The 15,978-nt window shown below is 52.0% G+C and carries 15 protein-coding genes; 6 read left to right on the forward strand and 9 right to left on the reverse strand.

Going from position 1 to position 15,978, the window contains the following annotated elements:
* The first annotated feature begins 327 nt into the window (after nt 1-327).
* The 6 genes from ACFOLF_RS09180 to ACFOLF_RS09205 all read left to right on the forward strand — a co-directional run bounded on the left by ACFOLF_RS09180 (nt 328) and on the right by ACFOLF_RS09205 (nt 7,352).
* Nucleotides 328-1,695 carry a YheC/YheD family endospore coat-associated protein gene (locus ACFOLF_RS09180; protein ID WP_210038521.1) on the forward strand — a complete coding sequence of 456 codons (1,368 nt, stop codon included), beginning with the start codon at nt 328-330 and terminating at the stop codon, nt 1,693-1,695.
* Nucleotides 1,696-1,714: 19 nt separating this feature from the next.
* Nucleotides 1,715-2,941, forward strand: coding sequence for a YheC/YheD family endospore coat-associated protein (locus ACFOLF_RS09185; protein WP_210038520.1), 1,227 nt, complete (start codon nt 1,715-1,717; stop codon nt 2,939-2,941).
* Nucleotides 2,938-4,314, forward strand: coding sequence for a YheC/YheD family endospore coat-associated protein (locus tag ACFOLF_RS09190; RefSeq protein WP_210038519.1), 1,377 nt, complete (start codon nt 2,938-2,940; stop codon nt 4,312-4,314). Before ACFOLF_RS09185 ends, ACFOLF_RS09190 begins: the two co-directional genes overlap by 4 nt.
* Nucleotides 4,314-5,471, forward strand: coding sequence for a YheC/YheD family endospore coat-associated protein (locus tag ACFOLF_RS09195; RefSeq protein WP_210038518.1), 1,158 nt, complete (start codon nt 4,314-4,316; stop codon nt 5,469-5,471). Before ACFOLF_RS09190 ends, ACFOLF_RS09195 begins: the two co-directional genes overlap by 1 nt.
* Before the next feature lie 175 nt (nt 5,472-5,646).
* Nucleotides 5,647-6,198: a GNAT family N-acetyltransferase gene (locus ACFOLF_RS09200; RefSeq protein ID WP_379113974.1), complete on the forward strand. Its 552-nt coding sequence runs from the start codon at nt 5,647-5,649 to the stop codon at nt 6,196-6,198.
* Between the two features lie 11 nt (nt 6,199-6,209).
* Entirely contained in the window at nt 6,210-7,352 is a 1,143-nt protein-coding gene (locus tag ACFOLF_RS09205; protein ID WP_210038517.1) for a YheC/YheD family endospore coat-associated protein, read from the forward strand.
* Between the two features lie 78 nt (nt 7,353-7,430).
* Here the strand turns inward: ACFOLF_RS09205 and ACFOLF_RS09210 are convergent, their stop codons facing one another.
* From ACFOLF_RS09210 to ACFOLF_RS09250, 9 genes are all read right to left on the reverse strand, one after another.
* Nucleotides 7,431-8,141: an HAD family hydrolase gene (locus ACFOLF_RS09210; RefSeq protein ID WP_379113972.1), complete on the reverse strand. Its 711-nt coding sequence runs from the start codon at nt 8,139-8,141 to the stop codon at nt 7,431-7,433.
* Nucleotides 8,142-8,229: 88 nt separating this feature from the next.
* Complete coding sequence (locus tag ACFOLF_RS09215; RefSeq protein WP_210038515.1) at nt 8,230-9,387, reverse strand: phosphodiester glycosidase family protein; 1,158 nt, start codon at nt 9,385-9,387, stop codon at nt 8,230-8,232.
* 248 nt (nt 9,388-9,635) lie between these two features.
* Complete coding sequence (locus tag ACFOLF_RS09220; protein ID WP_210038514.1) at nt 9,636-10,205, reverse strand: manganese catalase family protein; 570 nt, start codon at nt 10,203-10,205, stop codon at nt 9,636-9,638.
* A gap of 66 nt (nt 10,206-10,271) precedes the next feature.
* Nucleotides 10,272-10,532, reverse strand: coding sequence for a spore coat protein CotJB (locus ACFOLF_RS09225; protein ID WP_210038513.1), 261 nt, complete (start codon nt 10,530-10,532; stop codon nt 10,272-10,274).
* An 8-nt stretch (nt 10,533-10,540) separates the two neighbouring features.
* Nucleotides 10,541-10,759, reverse strand: a complete 219-nt coding sequence (locus ACFOLF_RS09230) for a spore coat associated protein CotJA (RefSeq protein WP_210038512.1) — start codon at nt 10,757-10,759, stop codon at nt 10,541-10,543.
* A gap of 337 nt (nt 10,760-11,096) precedes the next feature.
* Entirely contained in the window at nt 11,097-12,443 is a 1,347-nt protein-coding gene (locus ACFOLF_RS09235; protein WP_210038511.1) for a hemolysin family protein, read from the reverse strand.
* Between the two features lie 27 nt (nt 12,444-12,470).
* Nucleotides 12,471-13,607 carry a radical SAM/CxCxxxxC motif protein YfkAB gene (yfkAB, locus tag ACFOLF_RS09240; RefSeq protein WP_210038510.1) on the reverse strand — a complete coding sequence of 379 codons (1,137 nt, stop codon included), beginning with the start codon at nt 13,605-13,607 and terminating at the stop codon, nt 12,471-12,473.
* A gap of 212 nt (nt 13,608-13,819) precedes the next feature.
* Nucleotides 13,820-14,935 (reverse strand): HD-GYP domain-containing protein, encoded by a 1,116-nt coding sequence (locus tag ACFOLF_RS09245; protein WP_210038509.1) that lies wholly within the window; start codon nt 14,933-14,935, stop codon nt 13,820-13,822.
* A gap of 180 nt (nt 14,936-15,115) precedes the next feature.
* Nucleotides 15,116-15,961 (reverse strand): undecaprenyl-diphosphate phosphatase, encoded by an 846-nt coding sequence (locus tag ACFOLF_RS09250; RefSeq protein WP_210038508.1) that lies wholly within the window; start codon nt 15,959-15,961, stop codon nt 15,116-15,118.
* Nucleotides 15,962-15,978: the final 17 nt, after the last annotated feature.

A 15,978-nucleotide genomic window follows, 5' to 3' on the forward strand; every position in this document is an offset into this window, starting at 1 on the left:
TCCGGCGCGGATACCAGGAGTCGGCTGCCGCCCAAATATTGGATCTCTGTCCGTCAGAGAGGCTGCCTGACCCCATTCTCATATGCAATCCGCCTGTACCCGCAGGAATCCGGCAATCTTCCTGTGATGTCCGGGCTGTCGTTCATCACGGATCTTACGTATGCCAGTTGTCCATTTTCCCTCAAAAGCCAAGCCGCCGCCGGAAATCTGTTCATGAAGGCTAATCACCAAGGTATAGATGTCCTCATATGATGAATTAATTCGTGCAAAACATCCAAAAACCACTAGCCGCATTCCATCATCCTCCAGCTTGGAAGGAGATCCGCGATGCTGAAATCGAAAGTCGCCGTTCAGGTGATCAGCTCAGGCATCTTGCCGGATGATGCAATCATGCTGGGCGAGACTTATTTGAAACAGTGGAAAATTCCGCATGTCCAGCCGGTTATGCTCAAATTCGGCGCTTTCCGCCAGCCGGTCAAAGTCGTTTCTGTCGAACGGTTTGACGGTATGCGAATTGGGCAAAATCTGGCCAGACGCATGGGAATTCTCGCCAGTACGTCCCTGCGGATTCAATACCGCAGCGAAACCTCTACGCTATCGCTGGGGCCGCTCATCGGCGTACTGATTAGCCGCGACGATCCCACAGCGAGAGACCGGCCATTCGGCTCGATTACATTGTTCTGCAAGGAGCTCGTCGACGCATGCGCCGTTCAAGGTGCCCATGTTTACTTCTTTACCCCAAATCACATTGTCGACAATTCCAGCACCGTCGAGGGCTGGGTCTATGCAGGAGGCTGGAGGAAAATCATCGTTCCCGCTCCGGATGTGGTCAACAATCGGCTTACATCCCGTAAGCTTGAGAACAAATCCAGCGTGCAGCAATTTTTGAGGGAAGTTAAATCCCGCCACAACACGGCTATTTTCAATGAGAAGTTTCTCGATAAGTCGGAGGTTTTTGAAGCGCTGCAGAAGGATACCGCGCTGATCAAATATTTGCCGGAGTCACATGTTTTGCGCAGTCAAAAAATGCTCGTGGCGATGTGCTCAAAGTATTCCACCGTATTTCTGAAGCCGGTGCGCGGAAGTCTGGGCAAGGGCATTATCCGCATATCCCGTCTCGATAAAGATTCGTACCAGGCGCTATATGCAACGGTAGGCGGCACGCGCAGACAGCATTTTGCCAGCCTGCTCAAGCTGTTCAGCTCCATCTCCGGCAAGATGAAGACGGTCCGTTATCAAATCCAGCAGGGATTAAATCTCATTCAAATTGGCGGAAGACCCGTTGATTTTCGTGCTCTCGTCCAGAAGAATGAAACCGGCAAATGGACCATTACCTCCATTGTCGCCCGGACCGCGGGTACGAATCACTTCGTCTCCAATCTGGCGCGGGGCGGTACCCTCAGCACAGCCAGAGAAGCGGTCTCCAAGTCGAATTTAACCGGAACCCAGGCACAGGACGCTCCCGCGCGCCTTCAGCGGGCCGCTCTGGAAATTGCCAAAGGAATCGACACCCACATCCCCGCCCACTTCGGCGAGCTGGGTATAGATTTGGCACTGGATTCGAGCGGACGCGTATGGCTGATCGAGGTCAACTCCAAGCCGTCAAAAAATGATAATACACCTTTGCCTGACCAGAAAATCCGCCCCTCCGTACGCAATATGATCAGATATGCCAGACATTTAGCCGAATTTTAAAGCAAAGGGGGAAGTGGCGATGGCTTACCCGCAAGAATCGATCCATCTTGGAATTATGATAAGCCAGAGGCAGGCTGATGAAGGAGAGTGTGCGGATTCTCCGCCTCTTCAAATGCCGGAGGACCTGTTCTGCCGTCAGTTATGCAAGTTTGGCCGCAAGCTTGGCATCAACGCCTACCTGTTCGACGCCTCATGTCCGCAGCATGCCAGCGCAATTTCCGGCTATACCCTGAATCATGGCGTATGGGAACGGGTAAGCATGCCGCTTCCGGATATTGTCTACGACCGCACCATGTGCAGAACCGCCCGGCAGATTGAGCTGCGCTCCAGGACGCTTGCCGCATTAAAGCAAAAAAAATCATTCATTCTGATGAATGGCTCGCTGCCTGACAAATGGAATGTGCATACTCTGCTGCAGCAGGATGAAGAAATGCAGCCGTGGCTTGTGCCCAGCGCCCGTTACGAGGGATCCGGTCAGCTCATTATGCTTGAGAAGCAGCATCCTTACGGATTGTTCCTCAAACCCTCCGCCGGAACCCACGGCAAGGGAGCTCTTCATGTATTCCGTTCCGGCGGAAAATACCGCATTGAAGGCCGGGACCGGCATAACGGCATCATTGCTTGCGAATTCAATCATTTGTGGGAAGCTGCAGACTGGATCCAGCGCTTCGCCTCCGGTACCTATCTCGTTCAACCGTACCTGCGGTTAAGCGGGGATAATGACCGCCCGTTTGATGTAAGAGCCTTGATTCAGAAAAATAACCGTGGACACTGGTCCTTCACCGGGGCTGCGCTTCGCGAAGGCGAGCGCGGAAGCGTCACCTCCAATCTGCATGGAGGCGGAAAAGCTGTGGGGGCCAGCGAATCGTTAACTCGCCGTTTTGGCGGGGATACCGCAGCCAGGCTGCTTGCGGATATCCGCCGGATAAGTCAGCGCGCCGCCGTTCGGCTGGAAGAAAGCTGCGGACGTCTGGCCGAGATCGGCTTTGACTTTGGCATTGAGCCGGATGGCCGGCTGTGGCTGCTCGAAGCAAATGCCAAGCCAGGCCGCGCAGCTTTTGCCGGCGACAAACAAACGGAAAGAAGCGCTGTGCTTCAGCCTCTTCACTATGCCGTATGGCTGGCAAACTGCCAGAATCCTTTTTTCAAACCGACAACCAGAGCGCGCTTCATGCGCCGTGACACTGATCCTATGATTACCGTTGATGCAATCCAAAGGAGATACGTCCAGGAGGTTCATCCATGAGTTTGACTTCGTGCCATGTACATTTCTCACCGCAAAGCGAGAGAATCGTCTACTTGTCGAGCTCGCTCCTTAAATCGCTGAAGCTGGCCGGCAAAAAGTCGGTTCATCTGAAGCTTGGAAAACAAACGATTACCGCAGCTATCAGAACCATAAACCGGCAGGGATCCCACTTATATTTATCAGCCGGTGTCCGAAATTCGATTCGCGTCCCGAAAGCCGGAACGATCTCACTTTTGCAGGATGAGGATAACGAGGTGCAGATCGGGCCGCTGATCGGCGTTTTGACCGACTCCGGGCTCGGCTCCACCGGCTCGCCGTTTGGTTCCCGGACCGGATATATCCGCCAATTGCTGCGAATGGGGGAGCGAAAGGCTTATTTCTTCGCTTTTACCCCGCGCGATATTGACTGGCAGCAGGAGAAGGTCAACGGCTATTTTCTGAACAGCCAAGGCGGGTGGTACCGTAAAACGGTATCGCTCCCGGATGTGGTTTATAACCGTCTGCCAAGCAGGAGGGCAGAAACCACATCGACGATTACTTCGCTGCGCGAGCGCTTTATCCGCAAGCAAATCCCGTTTTTCAACTGGAGCTTCTTTAATAAATCCGATGTATACAAACTGCTTGACCAGGATGTGGAAGCTTTGGTTCATATGCCGGAATCCGCGAACAATCCGCGTCCGGAAAAAATAAAGGAAATGCTGGAAAAACATCAGTTCATTTATTACAAACCAACCGCAGGCAGCCTGGGTATCGGGATCTACAGGCTCACTTATAATCCGAAGCGCGGTTATTTCGCCAGATACCGCCGGAACAATACAAACGTTCTGCTCCGTTTTACAAGCTTCAACTCCCTGATGCGCATGCTGCAGGCACGTCATGGGAACAGCGGTCTGGAGCGTTACGTCTGCCAGCAGGGCGTGCGTCTGATTGAAATCGACGGCTGCCCGATCGACTTCCGGTTTCATATGCACAAGAATGGCGACAATGAGTGGGTCCCTGTAGGCATCGGCGCCAAAAAGGCCGGCCGCGGCAGTGTTACCACCCACATCAAGAACGGCGGATCGCTGCTGACACCGAAGCAGGCGCTTAGCAAAACCTTTGGTGACCAGGATGAAGAAATCCTGGAAAAAGCCAAAAAGGTATCGATTAAGCTGTCGGAGGCCATTGAGCGCAACTTCCCTCATACACTTGGAGAGCTGGGTCTTGATCTGGGCATCGACAAGGACGGCGAGGTCTGGATGTTCGAAGCGAACGCAAAGCCGGGCCGATCGATCTTCAGTCACCCGGCGCTGCGTTCTGAAGGCCGCGCTTCATTGAGCCACATTCTGGATCACTGCATGTACCTCAGCAATTTCCGCAGGGGGAATGACTGATGGACGGCGTTCACCATGAGCTTGCATCGGTCGTTGACATTCAAACCAAACGGCCGGTTCTGGCTATTCTTACGATCGATGATGAGATTCAGCTGTTTCGGGGCAACCGCAACAATTTTGCCGATCTCATTACGGCAGGACGCGAGCAGGGCTTCATCGTCTATGTACTGACGGTGAGCCAGCTCAAGCTAACGCGCAATTCATTGGATGGTTTTATCTATGAGGAGGGGACGGACAGCTGGATTCAGCAGAAGCTGCCGTTCCCCGATCTGATTTATAATCGGATTCCGCTGCGGGAGGATGAGCTGCTTCCGGAGGTAAAGCGCAAAATTGCCGCCTGCTTGCGAAATCCGCGCGTCATCCTGTTCAACCCTGCTTTTTTTAATAAATGGAGTCTTTTCAAATGGCTGCGGAAGACACCTCACACAAGGCCCTTTATTCCGGCAACAAGGCGTTTGCTCAGCCAGGAGGTTCTGGGCAATATGATGCTTAAGTATAAATTTCTGTACTTGAAGCCGGTAAGCGGCAAAGCAGGCAAGGGCATTATGACCATTCTGCTCCAGCCGGAGAAGACATTCCCCTACCGGCTGAGAATCCAGACGGATAAGAAGAGCATCACCTATAACTGCGGATCGCTGCGCAAGCTTTGGCTGCGGGTCAGAAAGGAGTGTTCCGGTGAACGCTACATCGTCCAGCAGGGCATTAAACTGGCCGCCATCAACGACCGTTCCTTTGATCTGCGGGCGCTTGTTCAAAAAAACCAACGGGGCCAATGGGACATCTCCGGCATTGGCGCCCGGGTAGCCGGATCGCTCAGTATTACGACGCATGTGCCCCGCGGCGGCAGCATCGATGATCCGGAAAGACTGCTCGTCAGCGCATTTGGCCAAGAAGAGGCGCGTAAGATTCTAAATAAGACCCGCACCACTGCGCTGCTTATTGCCCGGCAGATCGAACGGGGGGCCCGCCATCGTCTGGTCGAAATGTCGATGGATCTGGGAATTGACCATTCCGGCGGCATTTGGTTCTTCGAAGCCAACTCCAAGCCGATGAAGTTCGACGAGCCCGATATCCGCAAGCAGTCGCTCGATCGTATTTTTCAATACAGCCAGTTTTTACTGCGGAAAAAAGCGGGTAAAAAGGCGGCTCCCGGCTAAAGCCGGAAGCCGCTTAAGCTTTCGAAGCGAGTTTCCATTGGAGCTTTCGAAGACAAGTTTTCCTCCGGAAAACTTAAGCTTATGCTTTCGAAGCAAGTTTTCCTCCGGAAAACTTTAGGAGGTGCAAATCATACAAATCAAACGGCTTTCGCCTGATGAATGGGGCAGAGTCAGGATGAAAATTATCGACTTCGCTTCCCGCTTCGGCGGCAATCGGCTGTCTGCCGCGGGCCTGAGCGAGCTGCGAAGACTCCCTGCCGAATCCCTGGCAGGGCTTGAACACGAACACCGCCTACCCCTGTCTGCAACCGTTCCTGCTGCACTCAAGCTTGATTACAGCGATTCTGACGGAATGGTGTACACCGCCGGGAGCAGTATGGGCCCTTCAGCCCCTGCTGAGGCATTGTCAGCTACAGCGGCGCATTTGAGAGCAGATGTGCCGCCTGCGGCTGTCGCCATCGCCCTGGAGGGCGGCAAACTGGCCGCCATCGCTTTTGCTGCTGATGCCGGCAAGCGGGCTTGCCTGGTGGTCGTTCATCCCGGACATCGCGGCCGCAGGATCGGAAGTGCGCTGCTGTCAGAGCTGCGCGGCCACTTTGGCGGTCTTATGTGCAGCGTTGCCGCAGACAATCCCGCAAGTATGCAGATGTGTTTCCATGCCGGAATGAAAGCAGTCGAACTGTTTACAGGTCCCACCGGCAAACCAACGCTTCGATTTGAATGCTAGGAGGAGTCCGCATGGGCCAGCCCGTGCTTGGCATATTAACGCTTTATTTGAATGAGAATGGATTGCTTGAAGAAAAAGCTGTCTATCAGAGAATGACGGCTGCAGGCCGTCAGCTGGATCTGGATGTGTTCGTCTTTACACCGCAGGATGTCAATTACAAGCAGAACCGGATTTTTGCGCATATATTCGATCCCGGCAAAAAAACCTGGACCCGCAAATGGCGTTCATTTCCCCATATGATTTATGACAGATGCCGCATCCAGAAAAGCCACAGATTCGAACAGTTGGGCCGGTTCCGCAAGCAGTATGGCCACCTGACCTTCCTCAACCGGGTGCTGCGCAACAAATGGACGGTATACAAGACCATGCGCATGGAGGAACGCTTCCGGCCCCATCTGCCGCTTACCCGCTTATATGAAAACCCTGGCGATCTAACGGAAATGGTCAATAAATATCCGCTGATTTATTTAAAGCCTGTCAACGGCACCGGCGGACGCGGGATTCTGCGCATTGAGAAGCAGCAGGGAGGAACTTATCTCATTCAAGGCCGTGATCAATCGCGGCGCATCATCACTCCACAGCGTGTACCTCTCTCCGGTTTGCACGGCAAGCTTGCCGGATGGAATCTGAAGGGGAACCGTTATCTGGTCCAGCAGGGCATACAGCTGAAGCTGCCGAATGGGCGGGTTCATGACTACCGGATGCTCGTGCAGAAGAATAGCAGCGGGAACTGGGAAGTCACCGGCTGTGCCGGGAGAATCGGGGCATCCCGCAGCATCACCTCCAATCTGCATGGAGGCGGGCATGCCATTACCATGCAGAAGCTGCTGAAGCAGTGGATCCAAAACGAGGAGACCGTCCAGCAGATTACCGACAAAGCCGGTGAGCTGGGCGTACAGATGGCGGCGTTTCTGGAGGAATCCTACGGCAGATTATGCGAGCTCGCGCTTGATCTGGCCATTGACCGGAAGGGACAAATCTGGCTGCTGGAGGTGAATCCCAAACCCGCCAGAGAAGTATTCCTGCAGGCCGGAGAACGGGAAACATACCGCCGCGCGATTACCAGACCTCTGGAGTATGCGGTATGGCTGCATGAACAGAAAAAGCGGCGGAAGGACAATTCGACCTATCAACCAGCAAATCCCGGAACCTGATAACAGTTCCGGGATTTTCTTTGAACTTTTGATTGTATCATACCAGGCCACCAGAGTCAGAGCGTATCGCTCCCGCTTCTAGGCCCCCGCTTCGGCGGTACGGGATTCCGCATTGCCTACGAGCTCCAGCAGCTGGCGGAAATCTCCGATCAGCGCATCCGCCCCGCTCAACTCGTCCTGGCGGCCGTACACGGCATAAGCGCAGCCAACCACTCCCAGCCCGTTGCCTCTGCCCGCTTCCACATCGGAGGAGCGGTCGCCAATCATCCAGGCATAATCAAGACCATGATCCTCCATAAGGCGGGCAACCAGATCAACCTTCGTTGACGTCTGATATTCGCCAGCGCTGTACAAGCCGTCGAACAGCTCAGTTAGCGATTTTAGCCGGACAATTTCCCTGACATACCGTTCAAGCCCGTTGCTGGCAACAAACAGCTTGTATCCATTGGCCCTCAGCTGCCGCAAGGTGGTCTCCACATGCGGATAGAGTGAACCCTCGCCTGCTTCCAGACCTTCCACTTCATACTGCAGCAGCAGCACATCCGCACGTTTTCTGGCCGCTTCCGAGCTGCCCGGCATAACCGATTTCCATATATCCTCCAGCAGCATTCCCAGACAGCCAAGCAGCCGCTCCACCGGAGGCGTGGGCTCGTGGAACAACCCTTCCTCCCGCAAAGTCTGGAAAATCCGTTCATGAACGCCCAGAAGCAGCGTGTCCGTCTCGAACAAAGTACCATCCATATCAAATATAAGCGCCTGCGGCTTCATCAATCTGCTTTCGTTTGGCAAGTTCCTTCGCTCTCCTTCCAAGTCTCCCATAATGATAATGGAAAAGAGCAGAATCGTGCAAGCTCGAAACCAAGTTGTCCTTCCCGGTCTACCACTTGGCCGGGTCGATATCCTCTGGTCCTAATCCATTCCAAATATTAGGGATATCTACCTGCTCGGGGTGATCAAAGACCAGAAATGCCGTCGGCAGATACCGCTCGCCATGCTCGGAGGAAGGCTTGTTCAGGATTTGATTGTCCTTCACGAGCACTGTCGAGGAGCCTCCGTCCAAATTTGCGGCTATGACCGCGCCATGCTTCAGCATGATTTGCTGCACATCGTACAGATTCGCGCCAATGCTGTGGCCTGGCTGCCTTCCGTCAATCACGACAAACATTATGGCTCCGTCCGCACGCTGCCCCATCGCCGTGCGCGGCGCGATTCCCCAGCCGTCCTTGGCATTCTTGATCAAGCCCTTGCCATTGACGATGATCCGCGGCTGGAACGTAACGGCTTCTTTGACTCCCATAGATTGAATTTCAGCAAGCGAATATTTGCCGGCTATCATCTTGCCCTTCCCGTCAATGCCGACGATCTGCGTCGATTTCTTGCCGCCCAAATCCTCGTAGTACACCTTCCCCTGCGAAATCACAAGCCCGATCGGCTGGAATCCGTTTCCTTGCCAGTTGGGATCGGCAAATCCGCCGCCGTTCACACCGGCGATTGCCCCGGTCCGCTTCACCATGCTGGATACTTTCTCCCCCTTGCCGGCCTTTTCCGGTACGCCGAGACGGATTTTGGTGGGATCATTTACGATCATCAAATACCCTTTGTAGCTCGGACCGGAAATGGTTTCAATTTGAACCAGCGGTTTCTGCTCCGCCTGTCCGGATTGATCCCCTGTGCCTGCCGGAAGCTGAATAGTATGGCTGTCGCGTTCCTCTCCCATTTGGTTAAACCGGTTCTGGTAATCCTGAACCCTCTGATCCAGAGCCTTCTGACCGATTATATATTTGGCCCAATGCCGATGCTGCGTAGTGATTAACGTATCGGCTACCAAGTAGCGAAAATTATTGCCCGATTCCGTGAAGAACATCCAGCCAAGTCCGGTGATCCCTGCCAGAAACGCAGTTAGCAGCAAATATCCCGCTATCCGCGCAAAGCGGGATTTACGCTTCCTGGCACGCTTTCGCGAAGGTGCAGCAGAGCGCGTGGGTGATGTTTTTCTATTGGATGATGCTCTTGAAGTTGAAATCTTCGTATTCATTTGCGTTTAATCGCCTCTTTTCTGCTGTTGCCGCACTTCATACTTGACGAAGCGGGAGAGGCAAAAGTTTCGATCATCGACTTCACATGCCAATAACAGTGGTATTCCAACAGCACTCGATCTCGATAATGCAGGCGTCAGCAGTCATCTATCGACCCCCTTGACCATCGCAAAAAGAACCCCGCCCAAGTAGGCAGGATTCTCCGGTTGCAAAACTTTTCAGTGCGCGCAGCCTGGTCTTATTAAATTTAATAGACCTTCTTCGTATCCCTGTCCATCTTGATGATTTCCACCGCTTCCCTGAAGCGCAAAGAATGAATGATTTCCCGTTCTCTCAGGAATTTCAGGCTGTCCTGCAGATCCACATCGTCAGTCATATCGATAATCCACTGATAAGTAGCCCTGGCCTTCTCCTCGGCTGCGATATCCTCATACAAATCCGCAAGGGGATCACCCTTGGCAGCAATATAGGCAGCAGTCCAAGGCACCCCCGATGCATTGTTATAGAACAGCGCGCTGTCATGATTGGCAAAATGCTCCCCTAACCCTGCTGCCTCCAGCTGCGCAGGAGTAGCATCCTTCGTGAGCTTATAGATCATTGTGGCAATCATTTCCAGATGGGCAAATTCCTCGGTTCCTATGTCCGTTAATAATCCGACTACCTTATCCGGTATCGTATACCTTTGATTTAAGTATCGCAGCGCTGCCGACAACTCCCCATCCGCGCCCCCATATTGCTCGACAAGATATTTCGCCACCCTCGGGTCGCATTTACTGACCCGCACCGGGTATTGGAGCTTTTTATCATAAATCCACATTCCATACATCCCTCCTGACCGGTTAAACGCTTTTGAGGTGCTTTTACACGCAATGGGCGAGATGGATCACACCTGCCAAGGCCATGGAGTCTCAATCCATTGCCATGGATATTTGGAATAACTGTGGCCAAACTGGAGCAAAGGCCCATACTGCATCTCAAACTCATGGGCGCAGTGCTGCCTCTGCTGGACAAGCTGGTTAAACTGCTGCAAAATCTGCATATCATTGGGATGGGTATCCAAATAAAGTGTTAATTCGACCAGAGCAAAATCCAGCTGCTGAAGCTCGAGCAGCTTGCGGTAATAATTCTCATCCGGTTTATTCATGGCTTCTGCTAGGCCCCCTTCCCGCATCTGGATTCATAGGGACTGAAGAAAGCAGGCCACAGCGTTCCCACCTTCAATGCCTCGGACAATGAAAATTGCGGTAAATTCATGGGCTGGTAGGTAAAATACTGATTAGGGGGCACGACATAGGTTTTCACATATTTTGGGGGACAGGGATCAAACGGGCCGACAAACGGATACCATTCTCGGGTTTGCTTCAAATTCACCTTGGCTCCTCCTTCTTTCTGCCTTCGGATTCGTCCTTCGAGAGCCCATATTTCAGGCATTCCTTTAGTAAGCATATGACAAGAGCCCAGATTTTGTTCTCATTCATGAAGATTAATTCTGTTTTTTCACCAAAAATTTGCATAAGTTGTCCATTTCTTTCATATCCATCCGCCTTGTTGATTGCCTCCATGAGAGTGAAAACGCAAAAAAAAGCAATCTGCATTTACAATGCAGATTGCTTTTCATTCATGGCGGCGCAGACTGCAACTCAGCAATCACGCTGCCATCTCCATGCTCTTGTAAGAAGAGCAGCCGAGTAAGCCCAGCCCAGCAGGATCATTCTTCACCTGGAGCTTCGATCTCCAGCAGTTCATCCCTTTGTTGACGAAAAATATTGACGCGCAGCACTCTCAGCCGCTCGCTTTCCGCTACTTCAAACACATAGTGCTTATGCTCGACCTTCTTTCCTTTGACGGGGTTGCCCTCAAGACGGGTGAACAACCAGCCTCCTATGGAATCGACATCATCATCCTCGATATCCAGATTAAACATGTCGTTCACATCTTCAATCAGCATCCGGCCATCTACAGAGGTCACATCCCCCTTGACCACAACACTTGGCTGTTCCGTATCGAACTCGTCATGAATCTCCCCGACGATCTCTTCAAGAATCAGTTCAGTCGTGAGCATGCCCGCCGTTCCGCCATATTCATCCACAACAATCGCCAGCTGCGAATGCTTGCGCTGCATCAGCTTCAGCACATGACTGATTTCCATCGATTCGGGAACATTCAGGATGGGACGAAGAAACTTGTGCAGGGTATGCTCCTCATCCGGATCGGCCGTCAGCAAATCCGTAATATGTACAAATCCGATCAGCTGGTCCTTATCCTCGACACAGACCGGGAAACGCGTATGTTTGGTCGCATAGACCGTCTTCATATTCTCGGCAAAATCGATATCGGCATAGAGACAATCCATATCGGTGCGAGGCAGCATCACTTCGCGGGCCAGCCTGTCGGAAAACTCAAAAATATTGTCAAACAGCTTCAGCTCATCCTTGTCGATGATGCCGCTGACCGCGCTTTGATTCATCAGAATACGGATCTCTTCTTCCGTATGGGCCGAATCATGCTCGCTTGCCGGTTTCACGCCAATCAGCCTGAGCAATCGGTTGGCGGAGCCGTTGAGCAGCCAGATTGCCGGGAGAAAAATACGATAAAACAGCAGCAGCGGCATCGATGCCCACAGGGAAGTGGACTCCGACTTCTGAATGGCAAGCGTCTTGGGCGCAAGCTCGCCAAGCACAATATGCAGGAAGGTAATGACAAGAAAACCGATAACGACGGATATCGAGGAAATAACCGTTGAATCGCTCATCCCGAATTCGTGAAGCAGCGGTTCCACAATCAGATCGGATATGGCAGGCTCGCCTACCCAGCCAAGTCCAAGAGAAGCAAGGGTAATCCCGAGCTGCGTTGCCGATAAGTAAGTATCCAGCCTGCTGTTCACCTTCAGGGCATATTTCGCGCGCTTATTCCCCTCATTGGAGAGCTGCGTCAGTCTGGATAACCGGACCTTCACGAGCGAAAACTCCGCTGCCACAAAAAAACCATTCAACAAAACAAGGACAAAAACAATAATTAAATTCCAGACAATCTCGCCTGCGTCAAAATGTCCCAATAGGGTGGTCCGCTCCTCTCATCCAATCTAAAGGATCGCTTTTCGAGCCAGAAAATCCACTTCCCTGTAGTACATGTCTTTAACCAGTAAATTCGGTCCGCAGCAGGCTGCAGCCGGGCAGTGGCAGTTAACGCTGCCCGCCAGCGGATGGGCAAGCCAGCGCTCGAACAATTCATCGAGCCGGTCTGTGCGGATGTTGCCGAAAGCCGGCACATCAGAGAAATCTGTCACGAATACATCTCCCGTGAACAGATTCACGTTGAGACGGTTCCGCCCGTCCGGATCATTGCGAACCGTTACGTTCGGTTCCGCCGCAAGTCTTGCCAGCAGATTGCGGTCCTCGGCCTCCTCACTGCAGTGAAAGAACGGCAGGGTACCAAACAGCATCCACAGGGAAGAATCCCGATGATCCAGCAGGTGCAGGATAGCTCTGCGCATCTCCTCTTTATTTATAACCGGTAAATCGGAAGCGAAAGCACTTGGGTACATCGGATGTACCTCATGACGCTGGCAGCCCATCTGCACAATAAGCTGATGAATCTCGGCCATTTTCTCATGCGTCCGGAAATTGATCATGGATTCTGCGGAGACGAAGAGACCGCCCTTGCTTAATTTGCTTGCATTGCTGAGCATTCGCTCATACATCCGGGCAGCCGTTTCACGGGCAACGGGATGACCGCTTTTGGCAAAACCGACTTCGTGAAAATCGTCGGCGTTGGTGTAATTGAAAGAAATATGCATCACATCCAGGAACGGGGCAATCTCCTCGTACCGGCTGTAATCCAATGTGATGTTGGAGTTGATTTGCGATCGGATCCCCCGGCTGCGAGCGTATTTGAGCAGTGGAATCAGATATTCCTTCACTGTTTTGCCGGAAAATGTGGGCTCGCCACCGGTAATGCTGATCGTCTGCAAATGCTCGATTTCATCCAGCCTGCGCAGCATCATCTCCAGAGGCAGCTTGCCTGGCTCAGCCATAACGAGCGTATCCCCCACCGCGCAATGCTCGCATCGCATATTGCATAGATTGGAAATTGTCATCTCCACGCTTGTCAGACGATGCCTTCCAAACTGGCGCAGCGAAACGATCGGATCCCACGGATCATCCGCAGGCGAAGCGGGTCGAACACCCTGTGTACGATCTGTATGTATAACATTTTGCATAGTTTCAGCACCTGACTTTATCATTCGTATTTCCATCATTGTAATATTCGCCGCGTATTGTTGCAAATAATTAACAACGATTCAGCAAATTTCGTCATTTCGAAAGATGGATAATTATAAGAAAAAAATAACTCACGGTCCTCTGGCGGGTAAAGTTGTTTAAAAAAAGAGCCCTATCGGCTCTTTTTCCCAGCTATTGTCCCTCCCGGGTCCTAAGCCCCGGTTACTTCCGCCAGCTGGGGATCCTCATTGACTCCGGTAATCATCATGGTCAGCTTGGTTGACAAATCAACTTCGTACGGCGCCTTTAGCTCCGTGCCGTGCTCGTCTTCCAGGACGCGCACAACGGGCCGATGCGGACAGGAAGCGTTAATGTCCACCACAACACCGGTCTCACCGGTCTGGAGCTTTACGGTAACGCCAATAGGGTAAATCGCGACCTTGTCCCGGAACGTCTGAAGCATGCTTTGCTCATACAACGTTCCCGTACCGGTATAGAGCGCCTCCACCGCTTGGTGGGGAAGCATCGGAGATTTGTAAATGCGGGTTGAGGTCATAGCATCGTAAGAGTCCACGAGTCCAATCCACTTGGCGTATTCGTGAATTTGATCTCCTTTGATTCCCCTCGGATAGCCGCTGCCATCCAGTCTCTCATGGTGCTGATAGGCACAGTGGGCGACCAGCAGCGGGATATTCGGCTCATCCTTCAGCAGATAATACCCGCGTTCAGCGTGGCGCTTCATTTCCTCGTATTCATCACGGGTCAGAGAACCCGATTTTTTCAATACATTGGTTCTGATTTGGGTTTTGCCGATATCATGAAGCATCGCACCAAGACCAATGTTCATTAATTCGTCGCGCGAATAATCGCTGGCAATGCCTAGTATCGTGGAATAGACACAGACATTAAGCGAATGCTGAAACAGATAATCGTCTACGATCCCCATGTTCATCAGCATCAGCATGGCATCCTTCTGGCTGGTGAGATCGTCGATCACCATATTCATAACCTGCCGGAAGGGCTTCGCTATGTATGGGTAGGTAACCCCGGATTTGCGATTGGGCTTGTCCATCATAGCACGGAAATTAGTCCGGATTTCATGAAGTGCCCGGTGTCTGGTCGCATCGCTGATCAGATCGGGAACAACTATATCAGCCGTTTTGGGATCATGAATATAAACAAAGTTGATGCCGCATTCCCGCAGTCTGGATATCAGCTTGTCGGTCAGCTCGACTTGCTCGGCAAGCAGGACGAGACCTTCCTCTGAGTAGATCTTTTTGGCTAGTTTCATGCCTGCTCGGCATAGATGTATGGGCAATAATCGCATCGGATCGACCCCTGCTTGCTTCAATTTTCCTAATCATGAGGGCATGTCAATCGACCTCGTAATTTTAATGTAAGTTATTTTGGAAAAAAGAGCAATAACTGATTCGCCAATTATCGACAAAAATCATCTTTTTCATGGAATGATAAAAGTCAAGCAGGAAGAAACAACTGTTTTTCCCGCTTATCGCATAATGAAGAACCAGAACAGAGCTGCCAGTATAAACCGGTAGATAGCAAAATGAGTCAGCTTCACCTTTTGAATATGCTTCAGGAACAATACGATTACGAGCCATGCCACCACGAAGGATACAATAAATCCGGTAATAAAGAACGGCAGGTTGTCCCCTTCAATAAACTTGTAATTGTCCAGCAGCTCGTAGCCTGTCGCCACCGCCATGATTGGAATCGCCATCAGGAAAGAGAAATCGGCAGCAGCCTTGTAGCTGGTCCCCACCAGCATCCCGCCGGCAATCGTTGAGCCTGAGCGCGAATAGCCCGGCCATAATGACAAGCATTGCAGAATTCCGATCATAAACGCCTGCTTATAGGAAATATCGTCAATGGTCTCCGATACGACGCGAATCCGTCTCGTACTTGAGAGCCACTCAGCTATAATCATGTAGACGCCGCCCACCACGAGCGCATAGAGGACAGGGGTCTGGTTAAATCCTTCCCCCTTGATAACATCCCTCAGGAAGAATGCGGACAGCATTGCGGGCACAATGCCAAGTGCGATATGAATAAGATTAAGTTTGCGTCTTGCTCTGGGGTAAGCGGAAATTCTTCCCAGACTTTCCGTCTGCCGGGACAGGCCGAACAGATTGGCGATACGCTTGCGGTAAATCAGGGCAATTGCCAGAATGGCAGCCAGTTGGATGACGATTTCGAACGTAACGATCATCTGATTATCCGAGGCGTAACCAAGCAGCTTATTGGTCAAAATCATGTGTCCGGACGAAGATACCGGCAAAAATTCAGTCAGCCCTTCAACAATTCCTAAAATAACAGCATTAATAATATCTCCCATAAAGGCCTGGTTCTCCC

Origin of the sequence: Paenibacillus sepulcri, from assembly GCF_042647105.1 — a bacterium.
Lineage (GTDB): Bacteria > Bacillota > Bacilli > Paenibacillales > Paenibacillaceae > Paenibacillus_Z > Paenibacillus_Z sepulcri.